18 protein-coding genes, 1 tRNA gene, 1 other RNA gene and 2 pseudogenes are annotated in these 25,780 nt (G+C 70.7%); 15 read left to right on the plus strand and 7 right to left on the minus strand.

What is annotated here, in order from left to right; genetic code table 11:
- The first annotated feature begins 132 nt into the window (after nt 1–132).
- Genes C1706_RS13495 through drmC form a run of 4 tightly spaced genes read left to right on the plus strand, consistent with a single transcriptional unit; the run spans nt 133 to nt 7,578 of the window.
- The gene (locus C1706_RS13495) at nt 133–1,104 is read left to right on the plus strand and encodes a recombinase family protein (RefSeq protein WP_284690573.1); all 972 of its coding nucleotides are present in this window, start codon (nt 133–135) and stop codon (nt 1,102–1,104) included.
- Between the two features lie 39 nt (nt 1,105–1,143).
- A complete protein-coding gene (drmA, locus tag C1706_RS13500; RefSeq protein WP_129459769.1) occupies nt 1,144–4,857 on the plus strand; it encodes a DISARM system helicase DrmA in 3,714 nt (1,237 codons plus the stop codon).
- Nucleotides 4,857–6,884, plus strand: a complete 2,028-nt coding sequence (gene drmB / locus C1706_RS13505; protein ID WP_129459770.1) for an MrfA Zn-binding domain-containing protein — start codon at nt 4,857–4,859, stop codon at nt 6,882–6,884. The genes drmA and drmB overlap by 1 nt, the downstream gene beginning before the upstream one ends.
- Nucleotides 6,874–7,578, plus strand: coding sequence for a DISARM system phospholipase D-like protein DrmC (drmC, locus tag C1706_RS13510; protein WP_129459771.1), 705 nt, complete (start codon nt 6,874–6,876; stop codon nt 7,576–7,578). Before drmB ends, drmC begins: the two co-directional genes overlap by 11 nt.
- Before the next feature lie 198 nt (nt 7,579–7,776).
- On the opposite strand, the gene C1706_RS13515 is transcribed toward drmC, so the two are convergent.
- A tRNA-Ser gene (locus tag C1706_RS13515) sits at nt 7,777–7,864 on the minus strand.
- A gap of 92 nt (nt 7,865–7,956) precedes the next feature.
- Here C1706_RS13515 and ffs point away from each other — a divergent pair.
- Both ffs and C1706_RS15025 read left to right on the plus strand, forming a co-directional pair.
- Nucleotides 7,957–8,053, plus strand: an RNA gene (gene ffs, locus C1706_RS13520) — signal recognition particle sRNA small type.
- Nucleotides 8,054–8,255: 202 nt separating this feature from the next.
- Nucleotides 8,256–10,112 (plus strand): annotated as a pseudogene (locus C1706_RS15025) (DNA polymerase III subunit gamma and tau); the annotation flags it as partial.
- A gap of 1,181 nt (nt 10,113–11,293) precedes the next feature.
- Here C1706_RS15025 and C1706_RS13530 read toward each other — a convergent pair.
- Entirely contained in the window at nt 11,294–11,998 is a 705-nt protein-coding gene (locus C1706_RS13530; RefSeq protein ID WP_129459772.1) for a response regulator, read from the minus strand.
- On the minus strand, nt 11,989–13,236 hold the full coding sequence (locus tag C1706_RS13535; RefSeq protein ID WP_129459773.1) for a sensor histidine kinase: 1,248 nt from the start codon (nt 13,234–13,236) through the stop codon (nt 11,989–11,991). The genes C1706_RS13530 and C1706_RS13535 overlap by 10 nt, the downstream gene beginning before the upstream one ends.
- A gap of 121 nt (nt 13,237–13,357) precedes the next feature.
- On the opposite strand from C1706_RS13535, the gene C1706_RS13540 reads away from it, so the two are divergent.
- The 7 genes from C1706_RS13540 to C1706_RS13570 all read left to right on the plus strand — a co-directional run bounded on the left by C1706_RS13540 (nt 13,358) and on the right by C1706_RS13570 (nt 19,014).
- Nucleotides 13,358–14,338, plus strand: coding sequence for a CPBP family intramembrane glutamic endopeptidase (locus C1706_RS13540; RefSeq protein WP_129459774.1), 981 nt, complete (start codon nt 13,358–13,360; stop codon nt 14,336–14,338).
- Between the two features lie 60 nt (nt 14,339–14,398).
- Nucleotides 14,399–15,373 (plus strand): SPFH domain-containing protein, encoded by a 975-nt coding sequence (locus C1706_RS13545; protein WP_129459775.1) that lies wholly within the window; start codon nt 14,399–14,401, stop codon nt 15,371–15,373.
- A 2-nt stretch (nt 15,374–15,375) separates the two neighbouring features.
- Complete coding sequence (locus C1706_RS13550) at nt 15,376–15,624, plus strand: type II toxin-antitoxin system antitoxin (protein ID WP_129459803.1); 249 nt, start codon at nt 15,376–15,378, stop codon at nt 15,622–15,624.
- Nucleotides 15,625–15,802: 178 nt separating this feature from the next.
- Entirely contained in the window at nt 15,803–16,126 is a 324-nt protein-coding gene (locus C1706_RS13555) for a YbaB/EbfC family nucleoid-associated protein (protein ID WP_129459776.1), read from the plus strand.
- Between the two features lie 11 nt (nt 16,127–16,137).
- Nucleotides 16,138–16,737, plus strand: coding sequence for a recombination mediator RecR (gene recR / locus C1706_RS13560; RefSeq protein WP_129459777.1), 600 nt, complete (start codon nt 16,138–16,140; stop codon nt 16,735–16,737).
- 38 nt (nt 16,738–16,775) lie between these two features.
- Nucleotides 16,776–17,591 carry an HAD family hydrolase gene (locus C1706_RS13565; RefSeq protein WP_129459778.1) on the plus strand — a complete coding sequence of 272 codons (816 nt, stop codon included), beginning with the start codon at nt 16,776–16,778 and terminating at the stop codon, nt 17,589–17,591.
- A gap of 457 nt (nt 17,592–18,048) precedes the next feature.
- A complete protein-coding gene (locus C1706_RS13570; protein ID WP_129459779.1) occupies nt 18,049–19,014 on the plus strand; it encodes a zinc-binding dehydrogenase in 966 nt (321 codons plus the stop codon).
- Between the two features lie 164 nt (nt 19,015–19,178).
- Here C1706_RS13570 and C1706_RS13575 read toward each other — a convergent pair whose 3' ends face one another.
- Nucleotides 19,179–20,384 carry a lycopene cyclase family protein gene (locus C1706_RS13575; RefSeq protein WP_164987576.1) on the minus strand — a complete coding sequence of 402 codons (1,206 nt, stop codon included), beginning with the start codon at nt 20,382–20,384 and terminating at the stop codon, nt 19,179–19,181.
- A gap of 61 nt (nt 20,385–20,445) precedes the next feature.
- On the opposite strand from C1706_RS13575, the gene C1706_RS13580 reads away from it, so the two are divergent.
- Nucleotides 20,446–21,378 carry a phytoene/squalene synthase family protein gene (locus tag C1706_RS13580; RefSeq protein WP_129459781.1) on the plus strand — a complete coding sequence of 311 codons (933 nt, stop codon included), beginning with the start codon at nt 20,446–20,448 and terminating at the stop codon, nt 21,376–21,378.
- 10 nt (nt 21,379–21,388) lie between these two features.
- Here the strand turns inward: C1706_RS13580 and C1706_RS13585 are convergent, their stop codons facing one another.
- Genes C1706_RS13585 through C1706_RS14705 form a run of 3 tightly spaced genes read right to left on the minus strand, consistent with a single transcriptional unit; the run spans nt 21,389 to nt 24,962 of the window.
- The gene (locus tag C1706_RS13585) at nt 21,389–22,588 is read right to left on the minus strand and encodes a cytochrome P450 (protein WP_129459782.1); all 1,200 of its coding nucleotides are present in this window, start codon (nt 22,586–22,588) and stop codon (nt 21,389–21,391) included.
- Nucleotides 22,585–24,171, minus strand: coding sequence for an FAD-dependent oxidoreductase (locus tag C1706_RS13590; RefSeq protein WP_284690574.1), 1,587 nt, complete (start codon nt 24,169–24,171; stop codon nt 22,585–22,587). The genes C1706_RS13585 and C1706_RS13590 overlap by 4 nt, the downstream gene beginning before the upstream one ends.
- Nucleotides 24,168–24,962, minus strand: a complete 795-nt coding sequence (locus tag C1706_RS14705) for a methyltransferase domain-containing protein (RefSeq protein ID WP_129459783.1) — start codon at nt 24,960–24,962, stop codon at nt 24,168–24,170. The genes C1706_RS13590 and C1706_RS14705 overlap by 4 nt, the downstream gene beginning before the upstream one ends.
- 170 nt (nt 24,963–25,132) lie before the next feature.
- Here C1706_RS14705 and idi point away from each other — a divergent pair.
- Nucleotides 25,133–25,684: pseudogene (gene idi, locus C1706_RS14860) on the plus strand (isopentenyl-diphosphate Delta-isomerase); the annotation flags it as partial.
- Nucleotides 25,685–25,780: the final 96 nt, after the last annotated feature.

Raw genomic sequence — 25,780 nt, forward strand, 5'->3', positions numbered from 1 at the left:
TACAACCACCACCGCCGGCACTCCTCGCTCGGCTACCTAACCCCAGCCGAGTACGCTCGGCAGTGCACCCATCAAATGGAAACCGACGACTCACAGAACGTCCGGACCGAATGAAGGGGGCGGCTCACGGGCTTGGTCGCAGTCGAGGACCCGATCGACATGACCAGTCCTCAGGGCCGTGCGTTCGCGGTCATGCTCGCGGTGTTCGGCGAGATGGAGGCCGAAGCCATTCGCGCCAGGGTACGAGCAGCTCGAGCGCAGATACTGAAGGACGGCCGCTGGCCCGGTGGGGGTATCCCCTACGGATATCAGTCGGTGCCGAACCCCAACGGTCCTGGCCGCGTGCTCGCGCAGGACCAGGAGCGCATCGGGTGGCTCGCTGGGGCTGTTGCCAAGGCGCTGAGCGGCGAGACGGTGAACGCGATCGCGGCTTGGCTCACTGACAGCGAAGCGCCGCTTCCCGCGCGCCGCACCGAGCGGACATCGGGCAGCGGATCGTGGAACAGACAGACCGTAGACGGCCTCCTGCGGAACCCCGTCCTGGCGGGAATGACCCCGCACAACCCCGGCCGCGCCAAGAGCGCCAAGCGGGTTGACCCGTTCGCTGTGCTCCTCGACGAACGAGGGCAGCCGGTGATCAGCCGGGCGCTTGCCATCATTACGACCGAGGAATTCGCGACCCTGCAGCGGCTGTTAGCCGCCCGGACCGTGCCCCAAGCCCGCAAGAAGGCCGAGCGCCAGTCCACGAGCGCGTTCCTGTCTCGTGTGGCCCGGTGCGACGAGTGCGCGGTGTACCTCTGCCGAGGCACCAACCAGAAACGGCCCGTGCTCTACTGCCCGAAGTGCCGTCAGACGATCGGACGCACCGCACTCGACGCGTACCTGATCGAACGTCTTCTCATCGAGCGCGCCGACCAGCTGGTCGGCGACCTCGACGTAGCGGAGGCATGGGCGCGTGCTGGACATGACGACATGGCACGCCGCGCAGTGCTCGTTTCGCAACTGGACAGGCTGGCCATCCGCCGTGGAGTGGTTGGGCGCTACTTCGACGAGGAGCGAGTTCTTCTCACCTGGTCCTCATGTCGGCAGCATCCGCGCGCCTGACGATGATCAATGTCGGCGGTCTGCGGCAGACTGGGGCCCATGGCAGAGAGCACGGACGCGCCCATCCCAGCGGAGACGGGCTACGCGCTCAGCTTCCCGGCAGACGGCGCATCTTCCAGCGTGCGCGAGAACCTCGTTGACATCTTGGAACGCGAGTTGCTGGGGCCAATCCACGGCGAGGAGGAGCTGCTGCCATTTAGCCCGAAGCAGATGTACCTTGTCGGGTTGATCGCGCCGGTCAAACTCACGAGCACAGACGAGTCAGGGCTCGACCAGGATGAGGCGGAGGACCTGGCGGAGGTGCGTCTCGACGAGGACGCTATGACCGAAGGGCGCGGCGTTCCGACGGTTTCGGCCGACGAGAGCGAGGCAGATGCCGAAGACGACGACGTTGAGGACCGCGCGCCCAAACAGGGGTTGATGATCCCCGCCTCGATGGGGCTGCGTTTCCAGGTGCCCAGCGACCTCGCCTCGTTCGACGTCACGGCCTCGTGGGGCACCTACGAGACGGTTGAGACCGATGAGGTGTCGAAGGCCGGACGGCCCATCCGGAAGTACCAGCGCACCCCAGTCGAGGCGAAGCGGACGATCACGCTCGCAGCGCTGTCCCCCGGTCACACCGAGACAGTGGTACTCCGCGACTCAATCTGTCTGAGGATCGACCGCTACGACGACGCCGAGTACGGGCGGCTGCTCATCGAGATTGCGCTGTGCAACGACCGCGAGACGCCGCTTCCTATTCCGTCGAACATGTGGATGTTCCAGACGAAACTTCTCATCGACGCCGGTGGCACTGAGGCATTTCTACCGGTCAGGGACGTGCTGGCGCAGGATTGGCCTGAACACGATGACGAGGTGCGACGGCTCGACCTCCAGTACAAGGACAGGTTGGAGTTTGCGATTGGTCGCACGTGTTCGGCCGACTGGGTCGTGCGCAAGGGTTCGCGTCGAGCGACGTCGGTATCGACGACATGGTTGCCGAAGGCCGAAACCCCACAGACCAGGGCCGGCGAGGTCGAAGGTGTGACGCTGTCGATGAAGACGCTGGCCTCCGCTGGGCGAGACGAGTTGAGCGCCGGGCTTTCCCCCTTGGTCGCTGGCTATGGGGAGTGGCTCGACGGGCAGGAACGCGCGGCAGCGCAGCTTCCCGAGCACTTGCGGGAAACCGCCGATGTGGTGCTGTGGGAGGCAAGGCAGGCGCACCAACGTCTCGTTGACGGCCTGGAGTTCGTGAGCTTCGACGCAACAGGGCTGCAGTGCTTCCAGTTCATGAACCGAGTCATGCGCGATCAGCGCCTCGCCTCGCAGGTTGCCGAAGCGCGGAAGTCCGACGCGGCACTGTCGATCACACAGGCACGGCAGGCCCTCGAAGCGGCAGAGGCTGACGGAAAGCCCATCGCGTCGTGGCGTCCGTTCCAGCTCGCATTCATTCTCATGCAGCTTGGATCGCTGACCGACCCGACGGCCGCACTCCGCAGCGCGGAACACCAGGCCCGAGTCGAACTGCTGTTCTTTCCGACCGGTGGTGGTAAGACTGAGGCATACCTGGGCCTAGCCGCTTACACGTTCGCGATCCGCCGACGGCAGGCGGTCGTGCAATCGACCGAAGGCCCGCTGAACGGCAGCGATGGAGTGTCGGTGCTGATGCGCTACACGCTGCGCCTCCTGACGGCGCAGCAGTTTCAGCGCGCGACTGCACTCGTCTGTGCCGCCGAACTCGCCCGCCGCGAGGACGAGACAATTTGGGGAACCGAACCGTTTCGCATCGGCCTCTGGGTCGGCACCGACGTCAGCCCGAAGCGATTCGAGGAAGCCGACGAGCAGCTCAAGAAGGTCAACGATGGTGCGTCGCACCGCCTAACGGTCCTTCAGATTCAGCGATGCCCGTGGTGCGGGACCGAAATCACCCCAGCGAACGTGAAGGGTGATGCGACCAGTCGCCGAGTGTTGGTGCACTGCGGCGACGACCTGGGCCGGTGTCCATTCTCGAAGGGAGGCGGCGTTCCCGAGGGACTTCCAGTGCTCACCGTCGACGAGGAGATCTATCGGCTCACCCCGGCATTCGTCATCGCGACCGTCGACAAGTTTGCCCGGCTCGCGCGCGAGGGCGAGGCCGCCTCGCTGTTTGGGTTCGTCAGCAGGCGCTGCGGGCGGCACGGTTACGTGCATCCCGACTACGCCGGTTGCACCGTGCAGTCGCACCCGGCCAGTAACCGCCACCCCGCCGCAACAGTCATGCCTGTCGGGCGCTTGCGCCCGCCAGACCTGATCATCCAGGACGAGCTCCACCTCATTACTGGGGCGCTCGGCACCGCCGTCGGTCTGTTCGAGGTCGCTGTCGAGACGCTGTGTTCGTGGGAGACGCCGGAGGGCAATCCCGTCAAGCCGCTGATCGTCGCTTCGACGGCCACCGTGCGTAACGCGGTAGAGCAGGTGCGGCAGCTCTACGGGCGAAAGGTGGAGATCTTCCCGCCCCAGGTGCTCGACGTGACCGACACATTCTTTTCCCGCGAGGTGGAAGTCTCCAAGCAGGCGCCCGGTCGTCGCTACATCGGGGTCAGCGCGCCGGGCGTGCGTCTGTCCAGTGCCGAGATTCGCCTCGCCGAGGTACTGCTGCTCGGGGGGCAGCTTCTGTTCGACCGCACTGGCAGCGAAGCAGACCCGTACATGACGCTCGTCGGGTATTTCAACGCCACACGAGAGCTGGCAGGCATGCGCCGCTACGTCGATGACGATGTCAGCACGCGGGTCGGCAACCCGCGTCGCGATTCGGGATTCCCACGGCGGTATGGCACCGGGTTTGGAAGCCTCAATGTAGCGGAGCTGACGTCCCGGATCTCAGGTGCCGATATCGGCAAGACCCTCGACCAGCTCGGGCTCGAGTTCGACCCCGGATATGACACGACCGCGGCGTTCCAGGCGCGCATCGCGTTGCGCCGAAAGGACAAGCCTGTAGCCAGGCGCGACGGGGATGCTCCCTTCGATGTCGTTCTCGCCACGTCGATGCTCCAGGTGGGTGTGGACGTACAGCGCCTCGGCCTCATGCTCGTGGTGGGCCAGCCGAAGAACACAGCCGAGTACATCCAGGCCTCCTCGCGCGTGGGGCGTGACACAGCACGCCCTGGCCTGGTCGTGTCGCTGGGGAACTGGGCACGGCCACGTGACCTTGCCCACTTCGAGCAGTTCCGGCATTACCATGACACCTTCTACAAACAGGTTGAGGCACTCTCGGTCACGCCATTCTCGGCAACCTCACTGGAGCGCGGCATAGATGGGCTATTGGTCAGCGCCGCGCGCGTCGCCCAAGCGGCTACTGCGGATGGCCTCTCGTCCGAGCGTGAGGCGGGCAGAATCGTCTCTCAGCATCCTGCAGTCGCGGGAATCATTGACCGGCTGAAGGCTCGGATCCTCGCCGCGTCCCAAGACGAAAGTCTCACGAAGAAGGCCAGCGACCTCCTGGCCAATAGGGTTGACCGGTGGGCGAGCCGGGCCGGATACGCCAGGGAGCGGCACCAGACGCTCGTTTACGAACGTACCGGCGAGGGCGAGAAATACCTGCCGCTCATCATCAGCCCCGAGAATCATCGCGCCAGCGTCGGCAGCACCAGTGAAGCGCCGTTCGTCATCGCAAACTCGATGCGGGAAGTTCAGCCAGAGATCAACATCCTGGTCTCGCCGCTACCAGACCGACTCTTTGCCAGAAATCCCGTGGGAGTTATCGACTGGGAACTGCCCACCGGAGAGGACTACTGATGCCTGACACCGCCGCCACTCCACTGGCCGACAGTAACGACACTCTCGATCCCCTTGGAGACGCAGACAAAGGCCTTGTGAAAAACCGAGCCAAGGTCGGGTCCGCTCGCCCTTCATCGCTCCTGTACACGTACGGTCCTGGGGCGATCATGGACCTGCCAAGCTTTTCCGTTATGCCAGCCGGCCTCGATGATTGGGAGCCGATCTGGCGGCGACGCGAGGTCGTTCCGACGATCCTCGAGCCACGCTTGCTCAACGTTGTTCGTATGCACCTCGGACCGCAGGTCGACGCGCTCCGACCGTTCCCGTGGCAGCCCAAGAGAGGTTCACTGTCGACCGAGGGCTCAGACCTCGGACTTCCTGCACGCGTGTTCCCGCAGTGGTTCCGATGCACGGGCTGCGACTACCTCGGCCCGCTTCCCCGGTTCACGTATTCGAACACTCACCCGTTCCGTCCGGACCTGGCCCAGTTCACTCACAAACCCTGTCCTGGCCGTGGGGGACGAGGACGCCGTGAAGGCGCCCCGGCTGTTCCCGCACCGCATTTGCTGACCTGCACTAACGGGCATCTCGACGAGTTTCCCTACGCGCTCTGGGTCCACCGGGGGCGCAAGTGCCCCAATGCTGAGAACCCCGACCTTAAGATGCGTGACGCCAACGTCGGCAAGAGCGTCGGTGCAACGATCATCTGCCAATCGTGCAACGCTACGCGCGGCATGGCGGAAGCCCAAGGGGCGCAGGGGCGGCTCAAGCTGCCCCAAACCTGCCGTGGGCGCCACCCTCACCTCGGCGCGTTCTTCCCTGACTGCCCGGCGCAGCCCGCTCTCATCATGGTGGGTGCCTCGAACCTGTGGTTCCCGTCGACGCAGAGCATCATCGTCATGCCGCGGTCGGACGCCGAACAGAAGGAAGCGCTCGCCGACCACCTCCGCGTAGAGCTCGGCATTGAACAAATACGGCAGTTCGCTGACCAGATCCCCGTCATCCGCGCCCTCGCAGGGGCCCGCAGCATCGATATCACCGGGGTCACCGACGAGGACATTTCTGCCGCCGTTGCGGACGTGCTAGCACCGCCGGAGTCCGAGGAGGCCCGCGAGGAGCGACGAGCCAACTGGGACCCGATTGAACTGCTCATCCCCGAATGGCGCTACCTCCAGAAGCCAGCGCTGTTCCCAGGCCAGCAGAACGACATGGGGCTCATGGTCACTGAGATGAGCCGTGGCACCGAGCTGCACCCACGGATCAAGCGCGTCGTCGGCGTCAATCGGATGAAGCGCGTCAACGCCGTCCTTGGGTTCACACGGCTAGACGAGATGGACCGTGTCAACGATGTCGCATCCCGCCTAGTCGAACTCACCTGCAATGGAAAGCCCTCCTGGGTGCCCGCCACCGAAGACCGCGGCGAAGGAATCTTCCTACAACTCGATCTTGACGCCGTTGCGCAGTGGGAACGACGTGTCGAGGCCAGCGCAATCTGGAATGGTCACCGAGAAGCCCACCGCAGAAACTTCGCCCGTCGCTTCTCCGAGACTGCCGCAGCCATTAACCCTGACACCCGCCTGCCGGGGCCGCGATACTGGCTCGTCCATACCCTGTCGCACATCCTCATTCGCGAGATGGCGATGTACTCCGGCTATGGGGCCGCCAGCCTGACCGAGCGTATCTACGCATGGCGGGAGGCGCCGGGGCGCGAGGCCGCAGCAGGACTGCTGCTCTGCACGACCGCCTCCGATAGCGAGGGCACGCTCGGCGGCCTAGTGGCTCTCTCCGAGCCGGAGAAGCTTCAAAGCATCGTGCTCTCGGCGGTTCGTCGGGCATCCCGTTGTTCTTCTGACCCGGTCTGCGCCCAACGCACTCCTTCGGACCCCGAAGACTTCCTGCACGGTGCGGCCTGCCACACCTGCTGCTTTGCCTCCGAGACCTCGTGCGAGAAAGCAAACCGGTTCCTCGACCGACGGTTCCTGCTAGACCTTCCGACCGCAAACGGCCCGGCCGTGCCAGGGTTCTTCGGCAGCTATGGGCGCTAGCATCTTCGCCGAGCTTGGTAGCTTCCTCACCGCAACCGAGGCGGAGCGGCTCGCCCTGCAGTTCGCAACCGGCACGCCCGTGAGCATCGCTGTGCGCGAAGTTGCGATGAGCCGACGTGAGCAAGTGAAGGGACTGCTCGCTGCGTCTGGGATTGGTCCCGGCGACCGCGAACATGCAGTCAGCGTGTTGCAGGCGATCGCCGGGGCAAAAACGGTCCTGCGCGAGCTGACCCCGGTATGGACGATGCCCGGCAACGAAGCCAACATTGGCCACCTGACCAGCGAGTTCCATCGCATCGTGGGAGCTGCAAGGCAGTCTGTCACTGCGGCCACCTACAATTTCCGAGACACATCGCAGATGTGGATGGCGCTGAAGGCGGCTTCCGAACAGTCCGGTGTCGTCGTCACTGTCTATGTCGATGCCGCCGTCGCTGACGCTGTGATGGTCAAGGCGCAGATCCCACGGGCGACGGTGTACCGCTCAGCGATCCTGTCAAACGGCAAGCAGGTTGTCAGCCATGCGAAGTTCATCGTGGTCGACCACGAGCTACTCCTCATTACCAGCGCGAACTTCAGCTATTCCGCCGAGAATCGTAACGTCGAGTTCGGCATCCTCGTCCGGGACACTGCCCTCGCCACGTCCGTGGAAGCGGCGATGACAAGCAAGCACGGGGCCCTCTACGAGCTCGTCTAGCGTTCGTGCCCACACTGACCGAGCCCCGGCCTGTGCGGATCAGTGAGACTCGATCGTTGAGTTGCTCTCTGCGAGATGCCGGGGACTATCGAGGTCACGGTATTTCCGGGCTGGTGGAACAAAAACTCTGCGGTGAGCCCGAACCCCCTGTCGAGTGGGACTCTCAGAAGGATGCCCCAACAAGCGTCGAACTCCAGTTGGCGGAGGATACGAGATTCGAACTCGTGAGGGCGTGAACCCAACCCGGTTTCCAACCGAGCGCCATAGGCCTCTAGGCGAATCCTCCGCGGGGTAGCTTAGCTGAGGACGGGTGGCGTGGACCAATCGGGGTGCCGGTTGCTGAGGTGCGGGGCGTCGCAGGCGCCCGCTACACTGGACGACGGGTCCCCGCGCGGTGGTACCTCGCCCAACTCCCCCAGGGCCGGAAGGCAGCAAGGGTAAGTGAGCTCTTCCAGGTGCGCGGGGGCCTCTTGCTTGCCCGCCGCGAATCGTCTGGGCCACCAAGTAGGGTGCTGCGTGTGGCAGACGACGACGCTTTGGGGCTCTTCGACGAGGACGATCTCGGCGAGTCCGCCGACGCGCGTTTGGAGTACGAGCAAGACGGCCCCGACCTGTTCGGGCTGGAGCCCGACGAGTTGATTCTGCCCACCGAGCCGACGCCCCTCGACGATCCCGAGATGGAGATCGAACTCGACTCCATGGACGAGATCCCGATCGATGCCGAGGACGAGCCTGAGGTCGAGGCCACGATGCCCGACCCGCTCATCGAGCAAGCCATCGGCAGCTCTGTCGAGGACGCCGCTGGTCCGCACGACGACGATGCGGCGGTCACCGCACCCGCGGAGTTCTCTGGGCCGAGCCCCGAGGCGTCCGCGGTGCAGTCGATCCCGCCGGCCCCCGAGGCGCCCCTGGCGCTGTACCGGCGCTACCGTCCCGAGACGTTCGATCAGGTCATCGGGCAAGACCACGTCACCGAACCCCTCAAGCGGGCCTTGGTCAACAACCGGGTCAGTCACGCGTACCTGTTCAGCGGCCCGCGTGGCTGTGGCAAGACGACGTCGGCGCGCATCCTTGCCCGCTGCCTCAACTGCGAGCAGGGCCCCACCCCGACGCCGTGCGGGGTGTGCCAAAGCTGCCGTGACCTGGCGCGCGGCGGTTCGGGGAGCATCGACGTCATCGAGATCGACGCGGCCTCCCACGGCGGCGTCGATGAGGCGCGTGACCTGCGCGAGCGGGCCTTCTTCGCGCCCGTCCATAGCCGCTACAAGATCTACATCATCGATGAGGCGCACATGGTCACCAATGCGGGGTTCAACGCCCTGCTGAAGGTGGTCGAGGAGCCGCCGCCCCACGTCAAGTTCATCTTCGCGACGACCGAGCCCGAGAAGGTCATCGGCACCATCCGCTCCCGGACGCACCACTACCCCTTCCGGCTCGTCCCGCCGCGCACCATGGCCGCGTACCTCGCGGAACTGTGCAAGGCCGAGGGCGTGCAGGTCGACCAGGCCGTACTACCGCTGGTGGTCCGCGCCGGGGCAGGGTCGGTCCGCGACTCGCTGTCGGTCCTCGACCAGCTTCTGGGTGGCGCCGCCGAGGCGGGCGTCAGCTACACCCAGGCCGCCAGCCTGCTCGGCTACACCCCCGAGAGCCTCCTCGACGAGATCATGGACGCCTTCGCCGCAGGGGATGCCCAAGGCGTGTTCGCCTGCATCGACAAGGTGATCGAAGTCGGCCAGGATCCGCGGCGCTTCGCCGAAGACCTGCTGCGTCGCCTGCGAGATCTGATCATCGTCGCCGCCGTCCCCGACGCCCTCGAAACCGGGTTGGTAGACGTGGCGGGCGACCAGGCCGAACGGCTCACCACGCAGGCCTCCGGCATGGGCTCGGGTGAACTCACGCGCGCCGCCGAGGTGATCGCCCAAGGCCTCACCGACATGCGCGGCACCACCGCGCCGCGGCTGCACCTGGAACTGATGTGCGCCCGCGTCCTGCTGCCCGGGGCTGACGTTGCGGGCCGCGGCATCCACGCCCGACTCGACCGCCTTGAACGTCGGCTCCAGATGGACCCCCTTCCTGAGGCGGAGACCCCAGGCGCGCACCGAACCGGCCGCCGGCCGCGTCCCGAGGCGTCCACCGCGTCGGCGCCTGCCCACGAGCCCGCATCAGCGGCCCGCGGGGGGCAACCGAGCCGGGGCACGGACACGGCGGCGCCCCCCGCGGGCAGTAGCGAGCCACGTCCGCCTGCAGCGGATCCGGGCGAGGAGCCCGCGCGTCCACGCAGGCAGCCTGCGGGACCCGAGGCCGATCGGCCGGGCAGCTCCGGCCAGGCGACCGCCGCGGAGCATGTCGACGCTCCGACCGGGCCGGACGCGGGCGTCGCCGATTCGCGTGAGGGTCTCGTAGGCCCGACGGATGCTGGCTCACGCGACGTGGCCTCGGGCGAGTCTGCCGGTCACGGGGATACCCGCAGAGGCGAGGCGGGTCCTGACGGTTCCGGGAGCAGCGCAGGCGAGGCCGATCGTGCCGCTCCCGCGGATGCGACCACTCCTGATGCGCGACCCGCGGGCCCGAACGACAGCGGCCCGGGGGACAGCGGCCTGGGCGATAGTGCGCGGCCTGAGCTGGGTCGTGCGCAGCCGGCGGCGGGCGCCGGGCGCGGCAGCGCCCCGGAACCCCCGTACGACCCGTACTCCGACGACGAGCCCCCGTTCGACCCCTACGACGAGCAGGACGCCGGACGCAATCACGCAGGTGCGGGACGCCCGTCGGGCCGCCCCGGAGGGTCGGTGGCCGGGCAGGAGCGGCCGCCGCAGGGTGGGGCTCCCGGCGCCGCGACCCAGGAAGGACGCCGCGGACGCCGCCCCCAGGCCCCCGCGACCCCGACGCCCGCGCCCGAGGTGCAGCCGGTCGAGAGTTGGTCGATCAACGCGGCGCCGACGCCGACCACCCCGCAGCAGCCCCGAGAGGCCGCGCCAGCCGGAGCGAACGAGCCCGAGGCGGCGCCGGTCACGGCGGGGCTGGGCACGGCCGATCTGCGAGCGCGCTGGCCCGAGGTTCTGGACGCGGTGCGCAGCCGCCGCCGGGTCACCTGGATCATCCTGCGGGAGAACGCCCAAGTGCACACGTTCGCCGACGGCGTCCTCACCCTCGCGCTGAACAACCCCGGCGCCCTGGAGAGCTTCGCCCGAGGAGGGAGCGACCAGATCGTCCGCGAGGCGGTGCTCCACGTACTCGGCGTCGCGCCCACCGTGAAGGTGATTGCAGGCGGCGGAGGTGATGACGGCCCGGTTGACAGACCCGCGGCGCCCCCGGCGCCCGCTCAGGAACGCCGGTCGGCGCCCGAAGCGACCCACCAGCACGCCGAGCGAGCCCGCGCGAACATCGAGCCGACCCGCGTCGGGCCCACAGACGAGCCGGAGCCGCTCGAGTCGCTCGACGACCCCGACATCGACGACCAGGCGCTCGGTTCAGCCGAGTTGATCGCCAAGGTGCTCGGCGGCCAGCTCATCGCAGACGAGGACCCCGACCAAGTCTGAGCCGGTCCCGACCGCGGCGCATCAGGGGCACCTGCCGCGCCTGCGGGCGGGGCGGTCGGCTCGGCGCACCTCACCCGGCACGCCCCCGGGCAGGCTCCCAGGGCGGCTCCACGAGGATGTCCAGCAGGGCCCGCGGGGCGCCCCACGCGTGCGCCGATCACGCGCCGATCGCGCGCCGCTCAGGGGCGGTGCTCGTGCTCCAGTACGAGGATCGCCAACTGGACGCGGTTGCTCACGTGCAGCTTCGCGAACAAGCTCGCCAGGTGCGTCTTCACCGTGGCGCCGCTGAGGTACAGCGCCGCCGCGATCTCCGCGTTCGTCAGGCCCTGGGCGACGAAGCGACCGACCTCCCATTCCCGCTCGGTGACCGACGGCGGACGCGTGACCGACCCGCCCGCCACCCGCGGTGCTTCCCCCACGGGGGTCGCCGGGACGCCGTGCTGCTCCGGTTCCCGGGTCGCCAAAGACATCAGCCGGGTGAGCGCCCCCGGCGAGACCCGCGAGCGGCCCTCAGCCGCGTCCTGGACCGCCCCCAACACGAGGTCGGGGGCGGCGTCCTTCAACAGGAACGAGAGCGCACCGGCACGCAGCGCGTCCACCAAGAACGCGTCAGTGTCGAAGGCGGTCAGCACGACGATGCGGGCGCGGGTTCCCGCGGCGACGAGGGCACGCGTCGCATCGATTCCGCTCATCTTGGGCATGCGGATGTCCATGAGCACCACGTCGGGGTCGAGCCGCTGGACGGCCTCGATGGCGGCCCGCCCGTCGGACGCCTCGCCGACCACCTCGATGCCGTCCACTCCGTCGATCATGAGACGGATTCCCGCCCGCATGAGCGCCTCATCGTCGACGATGAGCACGGCGACCCGTGGCGTCACTCCCATGGCAGCGCCACCTCCACTCTGAAATGGCGATCCGGCGTCGTCCCGGACCAGGACGTGCCCCCGAGCAGCGAGGCGCGCTCGGCCACGCCCGTGAGTCCATGCCCGGTGCTGATCACCTGCTGAGGCGGACGCGTTGGCAGGCAGTTCTCGGCGCGGAGCACCACCTGATCGCGCTCACGGGCGATCAGGATCGTGACGGCCTCGCCCGGCGCGTGCTTGGCCGCATTCATGAACGCTTCCTCGAGGATGCGGCTCAGCGTCACGGCCCGCGCCGGGAAGCAGGCCACCTCCTCAGGGGTGATCCCACGCCAGGTGAGGTTCACGTCCTGACCCGCGAGGCGGGCGGCCTCCACGAGCGCCTCGATGGACGCCGAAGTGGGGAGCGGGACGGCCTCGCCCAGATCGGCGGGATCACGCAGCGCCGTCAGCGCCTCGCGGAGCATGCCGCCCGCGGTGGCTGCCGCGTCGCGGATGGTCTGTGCGGTGCTGCGGATCTGTTCGGGAGGCAGATCGTCCCGGCTGGCGAGTGCGCCCGCGTGGATGGCGACGACGGACAGTTGGTGGGAAATGCCGTCGTGCATGTCGCGGGCGAGGGCCCGGCGTTCCTCGGCGCGTGCGCGCTGCACGTCGATCTCCCGGCTGCGAGCGAGCGCAGCGTTGGTGCGTTCGGCCGCCGCTGCCTGCTCGCGAAGCGCCGTCACCAAGGCCGCCCGCGTGCCACGGACCCGCCCCCACAGCAGCGGTCCTGCCGCCATCACGGCCGCGACCAAGGCGACCGCCAGCGGGCTCCCGGCCAACCCCGTCTGGGTGGACCCCGCCACCGCGTCCTGCCAAGACGACATCGCCGCCATGCCGAAGGCCATCGTCACTGTCAGCGAAGCGTCGAGCGTCAGGGAACGGCGCTCGCCGAGCCGGACGAGGGCGACGATGGCCGCAGGCATCGCGAACGAGCTGACCACCCCGGCCAGGACCAGCGCCACGTTGCCCACGATGGAACGGCGGAGGGGGCCCACCGCGATGGACGCCGCGATGCCCACGAGGAGGTCTGCGACCAGGAAGGGGGCCAGGACGGCGATCTGGGCCTCCTCGGATTCGTCGAGGGTGAGCCCGAACAACACCACGTAGGCGAGTGCCCCGACGACGAAGCACACTGCCGAGACCAGCAGCGCCCATAACTGGGGGTGGCGCGCGGCGAGGGGGCGCGACGAGGACGCCGACAGGGCAGGGGACTGCAGCACCTACGTCATCCTAGGTTCGGGCCGCGCCCAGGGGATCACCCAAACGGGTGAGGGGAATGCTCGGCGAAGTCCACCCGCATGGGCGATCCGGGACAGACGCTGGCCCGCAAGGCTGGACGACATGATGACGAACACCTCGACGGACCACGCGCCCACCCCGGCCAGACCGTCCTCCTCCGGCGCCTCGGTCCTTCGCCCGTTGGCCTACCACCGCCTCCTGCTGTCTCCGGCCCAGGGCACCCGCTGGTGGCGTCCGCTGGCCGTTGTCGGGGCCACGGTGGGCCTCTACCTCGCGTTCGTGCTTCCGCTGCTCATCCTCACGGTGGTCGCGATGGAGGGGACCTTCGGGGACCGCTGGATCCCGACCCCTGAGCTCAGCGACCCGTCGAACCCGGCCGACATGGTCGTGGGACTCGGCATGATCGCGCTCATGGTGCCGGCCGCGGCCCTGGGGATGCGCTGGGCTGGGCGCGCCCCCGGGATCCTGCACTCGGTGCGGCGGCGCGTGCGGTGGGAGCTTCTCCTGCGTGCCGGCGTGGTCCTCCTGCCGCTGTATGCGCTCGTCAACACGGCACAGTTCCTGGTCGCGCCGCCCGCGGACCTGGCTTGGCCGACGGTGAACGCGCACACCCTCCTCTTGTACGTCCTCTTCGTCCTCCTGGTTCCGCTGCAGTGCGCGGGGGAGGAGTACGTCTTCCGGGGCCTGCCGCTGCAGGTGTTCGGGACGTGGCTGCGCTCGCCCCTGTGGGGCATCCTCATCCCGGTGCCGTTCTTCGTGCTCGCGCACGGCTACGACTGGGTGGGACAGATGGACATCGCGGTGTTCGCCGTCTGCTTGGGGGCACTGACGTGGAAGAGCGGTGGGCTGGAGTGCGCCATCGTCTTGCACACCGCCAACAACCTGACGCTGTTCCTGCTCACGACGTTCAGCGCGTCTTCAACGCTGGAGCAGGGGGCCGTCGATCCGATCCTGTTGCTGATCAGTCTGCCCGTGACGCTCGGCAGCACCGCCTGGCTCTGGTGGTGGGTGTCGCGTCGCTACGGCGTGCGCGCGCTCGAGCCGGTGGTGGAGGTCGCCCGACGCGGCGCCACGTCTGAGTAGCGGCTATCCCTCCCCTCATTAATGTGATATCACTTAGCTATCAGATTCTAAGGAGGCGTCATGACACAGGGGACTGTGGTGCAGGAGGAGCCCTCGGTGGGCGGTCAGGCTGCCGGGCGGCCGGTGGGGCATGAGGGTACGCGCGTCACGATTGAGGAACGAACCGCGTGGTCCATGTCTGGAGCGGCGGCGCTGCTGCTCGCTCTCGTGCTCCTCGCGGGGTTCGGCTGGGGGATCGGCGGCGCGATCGCCGCGGACTCTGCTGGAACGCCGGTGAACGGGTGGGGTGTCGTGGGCGGAGTGGTGTCGCTGCTGGTGGGCATGCTGGTGGTGTCGTCGTTAACGATCGTCGCGCCCGGCGACACCAAGGTGACCCAGTTTTTCGGCCGCTACCTCGGCACCGTGCGCAAGCAAGGCCTGCTGATGACCGTGCCGCTGACGACCAAGAAGAAGGTGTCGGTCAAGGTCCGCAACTTCGAGACCAACGAAATCAAGGTCAATGACGCCGACGGCAACCCCATCACCATCGCCGCCATCGTCGTGTGGCAGGTCGCGGACACCGCGAAGTCGGTCTTTGCAGTCGAGCAGTACGAGGACTTCGTGACCGTCCAGGCCGAATCTGCCCTGCGGCATGTCGCTTCCTCCCACCCGTACGACTTCGCCGAGCCGGGGGAGGAAAGCCTGCGCGGTTCGACAGATCTGGTGTCGCGGGAGTTGGCCGAAGAGGTCGCTGCGCGCATCAAGATCGCGGGGCTGGAAGTCGTCGAGACACGGATCTCCTCCCTGGCCTACGCCCCCGAGATCGCCCACGCCATGCTTCAGCGTCAACAAGCCTCGGCCGTTCTCGCGGCGCGCGGCAAGATCGTCGAAGGCGCCGTCGGCATGGTCGAACAAGCCCTCGCTCGCCTGGAGGAGGACGAGGTCGTCACGCTGGACGATGAGCGCAAGGCAGCCATGGTCTCCAACCTGTTGGTCGTGCTGTGCTCGGATTCCCGGTCCACGCCGGTGATCAACACCGGGACGCTGTACGGGTGACGATGTCCGAGCCGAACGATGTGACGCCCGAGGCGTCCGCGTCCCGGCCCGCGGGGCGGCGGGAGCGCAAGTCGCTCCTGCTGCGCCTCGACCCCGCCGTCCACGAGGGCCTGGCCAAGTGGGCGGCCGACGACCTGCGCAGCCTCAACGCCCACATCGAGGTGTTGCTGCGCGAGGCGCTGAAGAAGGCGGGACGCGACGTCAAGGCGGCGCCGATCCGCAAGCCCGGCCGGCCACCGGCCGGCGAGTGATACCCCTCCCGCGCAGCCCTTCCTGGGACGCCGCCCACCCGTCCTCGGACGCCGCCGCCCCCCGGCGTCCGAGGGTGGGCGCATCCGGACGCTGTCAGGACGCCGCCGCATCGGGCCGCCGCCCGGGGAAGTGTCGGGCGCATCGCCTAGGATGGCCGTGACGAAAGGGAGGTCTGGCATGTCCATGTTCGGCACTGAGGGCGGCGGCTTCGACATCAACGCGCTGCTCGCCCAGGCGCAACAGATGCAGCAGCAGATGGCCTCCGCGCAGGCCGAACTGGCCGCGACGACCGTCGAGGGCACCGCCGGTGGCGACCTCGTGCGCGTCACCATGACCGGCGAGGGCGACGTGACGCAGGTCGTCATCGCTCCGGCCGCCATCGATCCCGAGGATCCCGAGACCCTGGGCGACCTTGTCGTCGCCGCCCTGCGGGACGCGTCCAACCAGGTCAAGTCGCTGGCCGCCGCGTCCATGCCGCAGATCCCGAACCTGCCCTTCTGAGCGGAGCGACGTTGTACGAGGGTCCCATCCAGACGCTGATCGACGAGCTGGGTCGGCTTCCGGGGATCGGCCCCAAGAGCGCCCAGCGCATCGCGTTCCACCTGCTCAACTCGGATCGCGACGAGGTCGAACGCCTCGCCACCGCGCTGCGCGAGGTCGTCGACAAGGTGAAGTTCTGCGACATCTGCTTCAACGTGTCCGAGGACACGACCTGCCGGGTCTGCCGCGATCCGCGCCGCGACCAGGCGAGCATCTGCGTCGTCGAGGAGTCCAAGGACGTCGCCGCGATCGAGCGCACCCGCGAGTTCCGCGGGCTCTACCACGTGCTCGGCGGGGCGATCAGCCCCATCGACCACGTGGGCCCCGAGGATCTGCACATCGCCGAACTACTGCGTCGCCTTTCCTCCCCGGTGGTCACCGAGGTCATCCTCGCCACCGACCCCAACCTTGAGGGCGAGGCGACCGCCACGTACCTCACGCGGCTGCTCGGCCCCACCGGCATCACCGTGTCGCGGCTGGCGTCCGGCCTGCCCGTCGGCGGCGATCTGGAGTTCGCCGACGAGATCACCCTCGGTCGCGCCTTCTCCGGGCGCCGCGCCGTCGGCGTCTAGGAACCACCACCCCCACCCACTCGCCAAGGAGCTGCTCCGTGCCCATCCGCCTGATCGCCACCGACATGGACGGGACCCTCCTGCGCAGCGACCACCGCACCATCAGCCCCCGGACGCGGGAGGCGTTCGCCGGCGCCCGCGAGGCCGGCATCGACGTGCTCGCCATCTCCGGACGCCAGCCCTACTCGATCGGCGCGATCGTCGCCGACTCGCCCCTGGACGGCGCCGTGGTCGGCAGCAACGGCTCCGTCGCCATGGATCTGCTCACCCGCGAGGTGCTGTTCGAGGAGACGCTGACGGTCGAGGCGCAGCGCGCGATCGTCGAGGGGATCCTCGCCGAGTTCCCGCACGCCAAGGTGTCGTCGTCGCGGGAGGCGGGCAACACCTACGTCACCCAGCACGGCTACGCGGGGCTGGAGGATCCGGGCGCCGAGATCGCCCGCTGGGAGGTTTCGCACCGCCGGGCCGATCTGGACGAGGTGCTCGCGGAGCCGTCGGTGAAGCTGGCCATCCTCGACCCGGGCGTGCCCGCGGAGTCCCTGCTGGCGCTGGCGCGCAGCCTCGACGTGCCGGGCGCCTTCCCGACGACGTCGGGCGCGCCGTTCCTGGAGATCGGCAAGGCGGGGGTCTCGAAGGCGACGGCGCTGGCGCGGTTCGCCGAGGCGCGCGGTTACGCCCCGGAGGAGGTCGTCGCGTTCGGCGACAACAACAACGACGTCGAGATGCTGCGCTGGGCCGGGCTGGGCGTGGCGATGGGCAACGCCGTCCCGGCGGCGCTCGCGGCCGCCGACCAGGTGACGTCCCACCACGACGAGGACGGCGTCGCGAAGGTCATCGAGCGCCTGCTCGCCTGACCCGCCGGCGACTTCGACTCCCGCCGCCGACCACTTCGGGTTAGCCCGTCGAGGACTTCCCGTTACCCCGTCGAGGACTTCGGCTCCCCCCGTCGAGGACTTCGCGTTACCGCGCCCATGACTTCGAGTAAACGCGCCGAGGACTTCGGCTGAGCGCGCCGAGGACTTCGGCACAGCGCGGCGAGGACTTCGGCCCAACCCGCCCAGGACTTCGGCCCAACCCGCCGAGGACTTCTGGTTTCGCTGTCGAGGACCTTCGCCCACCCGTCGAAGGCCTTCCGTTGGTTCGCCGCGAGCTGTCCGGTGAAGCGGTCGGCTCTCCCCGACTCCGCACCCGGGCAGACGCCCGAGCACCCGGCGAGCGCGCGGACGGCGTCCGAACGGCAGATCCTGCGACGGACCGCACGAACGGCCACCCCGGCGGGCGCGCGCGGTCGCGGAGTCCTAGGCTGGGACCATGCATGCCGTTTACGTCGAGCAAGCCGACCCCACCGACCCCCTCGCCGCCCTGCGGATCGGCGAGCGCCCCGACCCCACCGTCCCCGAGGGCTGGGCGAGGGTGAAGGTCGAGGCCGCCGCGATCAACCACCACGACGTCTGGTCGCTGCGCGGCGTCGGGCTGCCCGCCGACCGGATGCCGATGATCCTCGGCACGGACGCGTCGGGGCTCGCGGAGGACGGCCGTCCCGTGATCGTTCACTCCGTCATCTCGACGCCCGGCTGGATCGGGGACGAGACCTACGACCCCAAGCGCAGCCTGCTCTCGGAGCTGCACCAGGGCACCCAGGCCGAGTACGTCACCGTCCCGGCGTCCAACCTGGTGGCCCGGCCGGCGTTCCTCAGCCCCGAGGAGGCGGCCTGCCTGCCCACCGCATGGCTGACCGCGTACCGCATGCTGACCCACGACTCGGGCCTTTCGGGCCCCGGCACCGTGCTGGTGCAGGGGGCGTCCGGCGGCGTCGCGTCGGCCGCGATCGCGCTGGGCAAGGCGCTCGGCCACCGCGTCTGGGCGACGGCCCGCACCGAGGCCAAGCGTGAGTTCGCCCTGGAGCAGGGCGCGGACGCCGCCTACGAGACGGGCTCGCGCCTGCCCGAGCGCGTGGACGCCGTCATCGAGACGGTCGGCGAGGCGACGTGGTCGCACTCGCTGAAGTCGCTGCGTCCGGGCGGAACCGTGGTGGTGTGCGGGGCGACGTCCGGCCCCAACCCGTCCGCCGATCTCAACCGCGTCTTCTTCCTGCAGTTGCGTGTCATCGGCTCGACCATGGGCACCCGTCAGGAGCTCGGCGAGCTGATCGAGCTGCTGGGCCGCACTGGGCTGCGTCCGCGCGTCGATCGGGTCCTCCCCCTGGACGCCGCCCGCGACGGTTACGCCGCGGTGCTGGAGGGCGAGATGCTCGGCAAGGTCGTCCTGCGTCCCTGAACGTGCCCGATGCCGACCGGTGTGCCCGGACGCCGACGAGTGCGGCCCGGGCCGGATCAGTCGGTCCCGGCGCAAGTCCTCGACGGGCAGAGCCGAAGTCCTCGGCGCGGTAACTCGAAGTCCTCGGCGGGGTAAGCCGAAGTCCTCGGCGGGGTAAGCCGAAGTCATCGGCGGGGGTGGCCCCGGAGCGTGGCGCGGGCCAGGGCCCACTGGGCGCGCGGGGGCATGCGGGCGAACATGCCCCACATCGCGGCCAGCACCGGGGCGAGCGCCGAGTCCCTCGACAGGTAGGCCGCCTGGCTGCGCGGCGGCAGCCCTCCGAACGCCTCGAACAGCGCCCCGGTCCCCGTGACGTCGAGGCCGAGCAGCGCCCGCAGCCCGGCCGCGCGCGCCACGTCGGCCGGACGCCGCGGGTCGACCTCGTCGGGCGTCTCCCCGCGCGCCAGCGCACGCGACAGCCGGTCGGCCACCGCGAACGAGTGCGCCACCGAGTAGCCCGTCACCACGTGGCCGCCGCGCCCGGCGACCCCGGCCGCCAGCGTGCCCGGCAGGGGCGCCCGGTCGCGCCCCAGCATCGGGATCGAGACGATCTCGCGCTCCAGCGGCGCGGCGATCGCCCGCTCCGGGACGCCCCGCCGGGTCAGCCGCGTCCGGAGCCGGGCCTTCAGCTCCGCGATCGGCAGGCCCGGTGCCGCGGCCAGGCAGGTCTCCTCCAGCAGCACGCGGTCCTCGCCGAGGGCGATGGCGTACAGGAACGTCGGCACGCGGTCGAACGCGGTGCCTCCATTCTCGACGGTGTCGGGCGACACGACGGCCACGCCCCGAGTGGTGCCGGCCTCGGCGTCCGATCCCCGGCCCGGCGGGCGGTGCCAGTCGGTGCGCCAGTCCATCAGGAGGCCGGGGGCGCCGTCGAGCGCCGGGGCGGCGTCCTCGGCCCGCACGACGATCCCGAACGCCGTCTGGTGCGGTGACGGGTCGCCGGGCAGGACGCCGGACGGCCGGGCACCGCGGGCGTCCACCACCACGCGCGCCTGGGCGCGCAGCGCGAGCACGCCGCCGTCGTCGAGGCGTTCGCGCCGCACGGTCGCCGCGGAGAGGTCGTAGTGGTCGTGGACCGCCTTGTTGTCCAGCACCACGTAGCTCCGCTCCAGCGGGTGGGCGTCCTGCGCCACGATCCACGGGGACGCGGTGGCGTGCCGCACCACCGAGGGCGGCAGGGAGCCGAGCTCGTCGGCCCACAGGCCGTAGGTCGGCGTCCAGATCGCCGCGGGGCGCGGGTCGAACGCCACCACGTCCAGGCCGGCGGCGGCGCAGCGGCTCGCGAGGGAGCGGCCCGCCGGGCCCAGGCCCACCACGGCGACGTCGAACATGGCGCCCCTCCTCGTAGCCGGTCCTCGCCATCGTGCCATGGCCAGGCAGTACGCTGGCGCAATGCCCCGCCCCGCCGCGTCAGGATCGCGCCCCGCCGCGTCCGACCCGCGCCTCGCCGAGGGCTACCGGCGCTGCGCGGAGCTGACGCGGCGCCACGGCACCACGTACTACTGGGGCACCATGCTTCTCCCGCGGCGCCAGCGTCGCGACGTGTACGCGGTCTACGCGCTGTGCCGCCTGGCCGACGACATCGTCGATGAGCCCGACACCGTCGACAGCGCGCTGCCGACCCACCCCGACCCGGCGATCCGGCTGGCGCGGTTCCGCGACGGCTTCTTCGCCGCCCTGGACGCCGGCGGTAGCGACGACACGGTGATGGCGGCGATCGTCGAGAGCATCACCCGGCGCGGCACCGACCGCGAGTGCTTCGAGCGGTTCTTCGGCGCCATGGAGCTCGACCTGACGCGCACCACCTGGGCGAGCTGGGAGGAGCTCCGCGACGGCTACATGGAGGGATCGGCCGCCGTCATCGGGGAGTTGATGATGCCGGTGCTGGAGCCGCTCACCCCGCGCGCGGTCGGGCCGGCGCGCAGCCTGGGGCTGGCGTTCCAGCTCACCAACTTCCTGCGCGACGTCGGCGAGGACCTGGACCGCGGCCGCGTCTACCTGCCCCAGGACGACCTCGCCCGGTTCGGCGCCGACCCGCACGAGCGGCGCGTCACCCCGCAGTGGCGGGCGCTGATGACCCACCAGATCGAGCGCAACCGCGCCCTCTACCGCGACGCCCTGCCCGGGGTGCGGATGCTGCCGGCCCCGGGGGCGCGCTGCGTCATGAGCGCGCTGCGCATGTACTCCCTGATCCTGAACCGCATCGAGGACGCCGACCACGACGTCTTCACGACCCGGCACCGCGTGTCGCCGCGCACCAAGGCCGGCATCGTCGCCGACGTGCTCGCCCGCGGCCCCTACCGGACGCCGTCGCGCCTGCGCTGAGCCCACGCGGTCAGGATCCGAGCTCGACCACCATGCCGCGCAGCGAGTAGCCGGCGATGAGGTCGTCCCACCCGATCGACGGCGCCGTGACCAGCCGCGGCGACCGGCCCAGCAGCTCGCGCAGGAAGACGTCGGTCTCGATGATCGCCAGCGGACGCCCCGGGCAGGCGTGGGCGCCGTCGCCGAAGCTCAGCGCGCTGGCGTGCACCCCGGACGGCAGCGGGCGGCCCGGGCAGACCGCGAGCGGGTCGGACCCGACGGCGCGCTCGTCGGCGTTGGCCGGGCGCACCGCGACGTCGACCAGGTCGCCGGGCTCGATGGTGAAGGCGTCCTCGCCGTCGGTCACCGTGATGGGCGCGGTCGCGCGCCGGTACAGGTGCCCCACGACGGGCTCGACCCGCATGATCTCGTGCAGGATCGCGTGCCGCTCCGCCTCCGGCGCCCCGGCGTAGCGGGCGCGCAGGTCGTCGTCGGTGAGCAGGTACCACGACGCCATCGCGATGAACTCCCGGGTCGTCACCATCCCGGCGGTGCCGTAGGTGACGCACTCCACGAGGATGTCGGCGTCGCCGTACCCCTCGGCGATGAGGTGGCTGATCACGTCCTCGCGCCCCGCGCGGCGCCGCGCCCGGACGGCCGGACGCACGTCGAACAGGTGGAACCGCGCCACCGGCCACAGCCCGCGCCAGGCCGCCGCGCCCCATTGCCGCCGGGTACGGCCCAGGTCGCGGCGGGCGATGTCGAACGGGGGCTGGCGGAAGAACGAGACGAGCCGGCGGGACATGCGGGCGACGTCGGACTCGGTGAGTCCGACCACGGCCGCGGTCACCTCGACGGTGTACAGCAGCGCCACCTGCTCAAGGTCGAGGCGTCCGGTGGCGGCGAGCAGCCGCCGGGCGCAGGCCGTCATGTCGCCGACGTAGCGGCGCTCGACCACGCGCGGGGCGAAGTAGCGGGCCACCTTGGTGCGCTGCTCGTCGTGCAGCGGCCCGTCGGAGATCAGGATGGGGCGCAGCTTCACCCGCCCCTGCGGGATCGCCTCGGCGGTGAACCCCGCCTGCGTGGTGGCGTGCCGCGCGCGCAGCACCTGCCGCGCCGCCTCCAGCGAGCGGATGCGCCACACCGTGCTCACCCCCTCCCCGGTGGACGGCCGCCGCTCGACCCGGACGCCGGCCGGCTCGTCGGCGCGGTGCGAGCGCCGCAGCGTCATGCGGGGCTCCGCCGCCGGCGTCCCGCCGGCACGAGGCGTCCGCCCGGGCTGAGCAGCCCGTGCAGCGGGACGGTCCAGATGTCCTCGCCGCGCACCCCCCAGCCGGCCAGCAGCGTGTTGGCGGCCAGCACGCCGGTGACGGCGGCGCGCTCCATCAGGGCGATCGGCCAGTCGACGCGGAGGGCGTCCCCGGCGAGCACGAGGCCGGGGTACGGCGTCTCGACGGTGAGCCGGTCGGCCCACGGCGCGGGGCTCACCAGCCCGCAGTCGTCCTCGATCAGTAGTTCCTCGTGGACGATGCCCAGGGCGGCGGTCTCGGGCCAGATGCCGTGCAGCGAGGCCAGCAGCCGCGCCCGCGCCTGCTCCGGCGCGAGGCCCGCGGGAAGGGCGTAGCCGTGCAGTTCGACGACGCTGCCGCCGTGCTCGGCCGACCAGCGCGCCGCGCCGCCCTCGAAGCGCTCCAGCACCGAGACGTTGTCGAGCAGGTCGTAGCCGCTCGTGCCGAGGAAGGCGGGCCGTTCGGGGCCGACGGGGCCGTCCAGCCACAGCCGCAGCACCGCGAAGGGGGGCGCGTTCTCGGCGCTGGCGGCGCGCCGGTGCCAGTCGTCGCGCCCGGACGCCGACGCGCCGGGGGACGCGTCGGCGTCCGCCAGCGCGGCCAGCAGCCCCCGCGTGGTGCGCGGGTCGGTGGCCAGCACCACGGCGTCCGCGGACAGGGCGGCGGAGTCGGTCTCGACCCGCCACGGCCCGTCTTCCGCGACGGGCGGGACCACCCGCGTGGCGCGCTCGCCCAGCCGCAGCCGGACGCCGCGATCGGCGAGGTAGCGACCCAGGGGGGCCCACAGCGCGGTGTCGTAGTCGTCGTCGGGGACGTCGAACAGCAGCCCCTCCGAGGACCCGGTGAAGTAGCAGTGGAACATCGCCACCAGTTCGGCCGCGCCGAACCGCGTCGGGTCGGCGAAGAACGAGCGCGCGAACACCTCCAGGGCCAGGTGCCGGGCGCCCTCCGGGAAGCGCAGCCGATCCAGGAACGCCGCGGCGGACTCCCCGTCGTAGCGCTCGTGGCTGGCCGGGTACGACACCGAGATGAGCTCCAGCGCGCTGGGCAGGTGCACCGAGGCGAGCCCGCTCACCGGGAAGGTGGGGCTGGCCGCGACGAACGCCATCAGGTTGAGCGGCGGCGTCGTGGGCAGCCGGGCGAAGCCGTCGGTCAGTCCGTCCGAGCGCTGCAGCGGGTAGTCGGCCACGGGGACGAGCCGGGCCAGCGTCGGGTCGGCGCGGCGCAGCAGGGCACGCAGCGTGTAGTACTGCCGGAAGAAGGCGTGGAAGCCGCGGCTCATCGTGCGGCCGTCCGGGGTGGGCCACGCCCGGACGCGGCCGCCGAGCTGCGGCTGGGCCTCCAGCAGCGTGACCCGCACCCCGCGCTCGGCCAGGATCGTCGCCGCGCCCAGGCCCGCGATGCCGCCGCCGACCACGACGACGTGCCGCTCGGCGGCCGGCCGGGCCCTCCCGGGCCGGGCGGGATGGCGCACGGCGGTGCGGTCGCGCCCCGGGGGGAGCGGCCGGGGGGAACGGGTGCTCACGGCGTCCCCTCCGGACGCCGCGCCAGCACCGTGTGCAGGATGCCGCGCTGCCAGCCGGTGCCGGGATGCCGGCGGATGTCGGTGAGCCCGGCGCGCTCGAGCCGGGCGATCAGCTCGGCGGGTGAGTCGTTGGCCAGCACGCTGCGCCACAGGTAGCGGTAGATGGCCGGGTTCGCGCGCAGCACCGTGGCCAGCGGCACGACGACGGCCCAGCACACCGCCGTCCAGACCGCCTTGGCGCGCGCCGAGTGCCGCACGTGGTAGTCCTGCAGCACCACCCAGCCCCCCGGCCGGACGCGCGCGACCAGCTGGGCCACGGCGGCGTCGCGGTCGGGCTTGGGGATGTTGCGCAGCAGGTAGGACGCCATCAGGCCGGCCGCGGGCGGCCAGCCCCCGTCGGCGGCGGCGCGCCCGAGTTCCTCGGCGCGGGCCTGCACGAACGCGACCCGGGGTGGCCACGGCTTGGCGCGGGCCTGGGCGAGCATGCCCGCCGACGCGTCCACCCCGATCACCTCGACGCCGTCGCCCGCCTCGGCGAGCAGCGCGCGGGTGGAGAGCCCCGACCCGCAGCCCACGTCCAGCAGCATCGGGGCGCCGGGGCGGGGCCCGGCCAGGGCGGCGTCCACGAGCGCTCGGGCGGCCCGGTGCAGCGCCGCCCCATAACCCGGGTTGAGCATTGTGAGAAGATCATAGCGTGACGCAGCACGATCGAACTCATCGCTCAGGGTCGACCCGTCGGCCGGGGACGCCTCGCGCTCCGCGCCGTCAGGCTGGTCTGCTGGCCGTCTCATGGAGCCACCCTACGGGGGGCCTTCGGAGGCGGGGCGCTGCCCGGCGCCCGCCGCCACGCGCCCACGCGGGGCTCCTCGTGAGCCGCCGGCGCGATGCCGACGCCCGCGACGCGGCCCGGCTCGGCCCCCCGCCGCGGGACGCCGGCGCGCCGCCGGCCCCGGCCGACGACCTGGTCGTGCTGGTCGACGACGACGACCGCCCCCTGGGCGCCGCGCCCCGCCTGGCCGTGCACGACGCGCACACCCCGCTGCACCGGGCGTTCTCGCTCTACCTGGTCGACGAGCGCGGCGAGGTGCTCATCACGCGCCGGGCGCTGGGCAAGTCGACGTGGCCCGGCGTGTGGACCAACGCGTGCTGCGGCCATCCGCGCCCGGACGAGCCGCCCGCCGACGCCGTCCGGCGCCGCCTGCGCGAGGAACTCGGCGTCGAGGTCGACGCGTTGGCCTGCGCGCTGCCCGCGTTCCGCTACCGGGCCGTGGACGCCGGCGGCGTGGTCGAGAACGAGATCTGCCCGGTCTTCGTGGGCCGGATCCGCGGCGAGCTGCGGCCCGACCCCGACGAGGTCGCCCAGCACGCCTGGGTGCGCTGGGAGGACCTGGTGAAGGCGTGCCGGGCGACGCCGGAGGTGTACAGCCCCTGGTCGGTGCTCCAGGTGGCCGCCCTGGCCGCGGCCGGCGGCGTCGAGGCGCTGATCCCGCACCAGGAGGCCGAGCCGTCCGCGGAGGCCACGTTCGGCGCCGTCGACGCGCTGCTGGAGGCCGAGGGTGAGCGCCTGGAGGGGCTGTGGCAGCGCTACGCCCCCCGCGGCGTGGCCGAC

Source organism: Propioniciclava flava (assembly GCF_004126535.1).
Classification (GTDB): domain Bacteria; phylum Actinomycetota; class Actinomycetes; order Propionibacteriales; family Propionibacteriaceae; genus Propioniciclava; species Propioniciclava flava.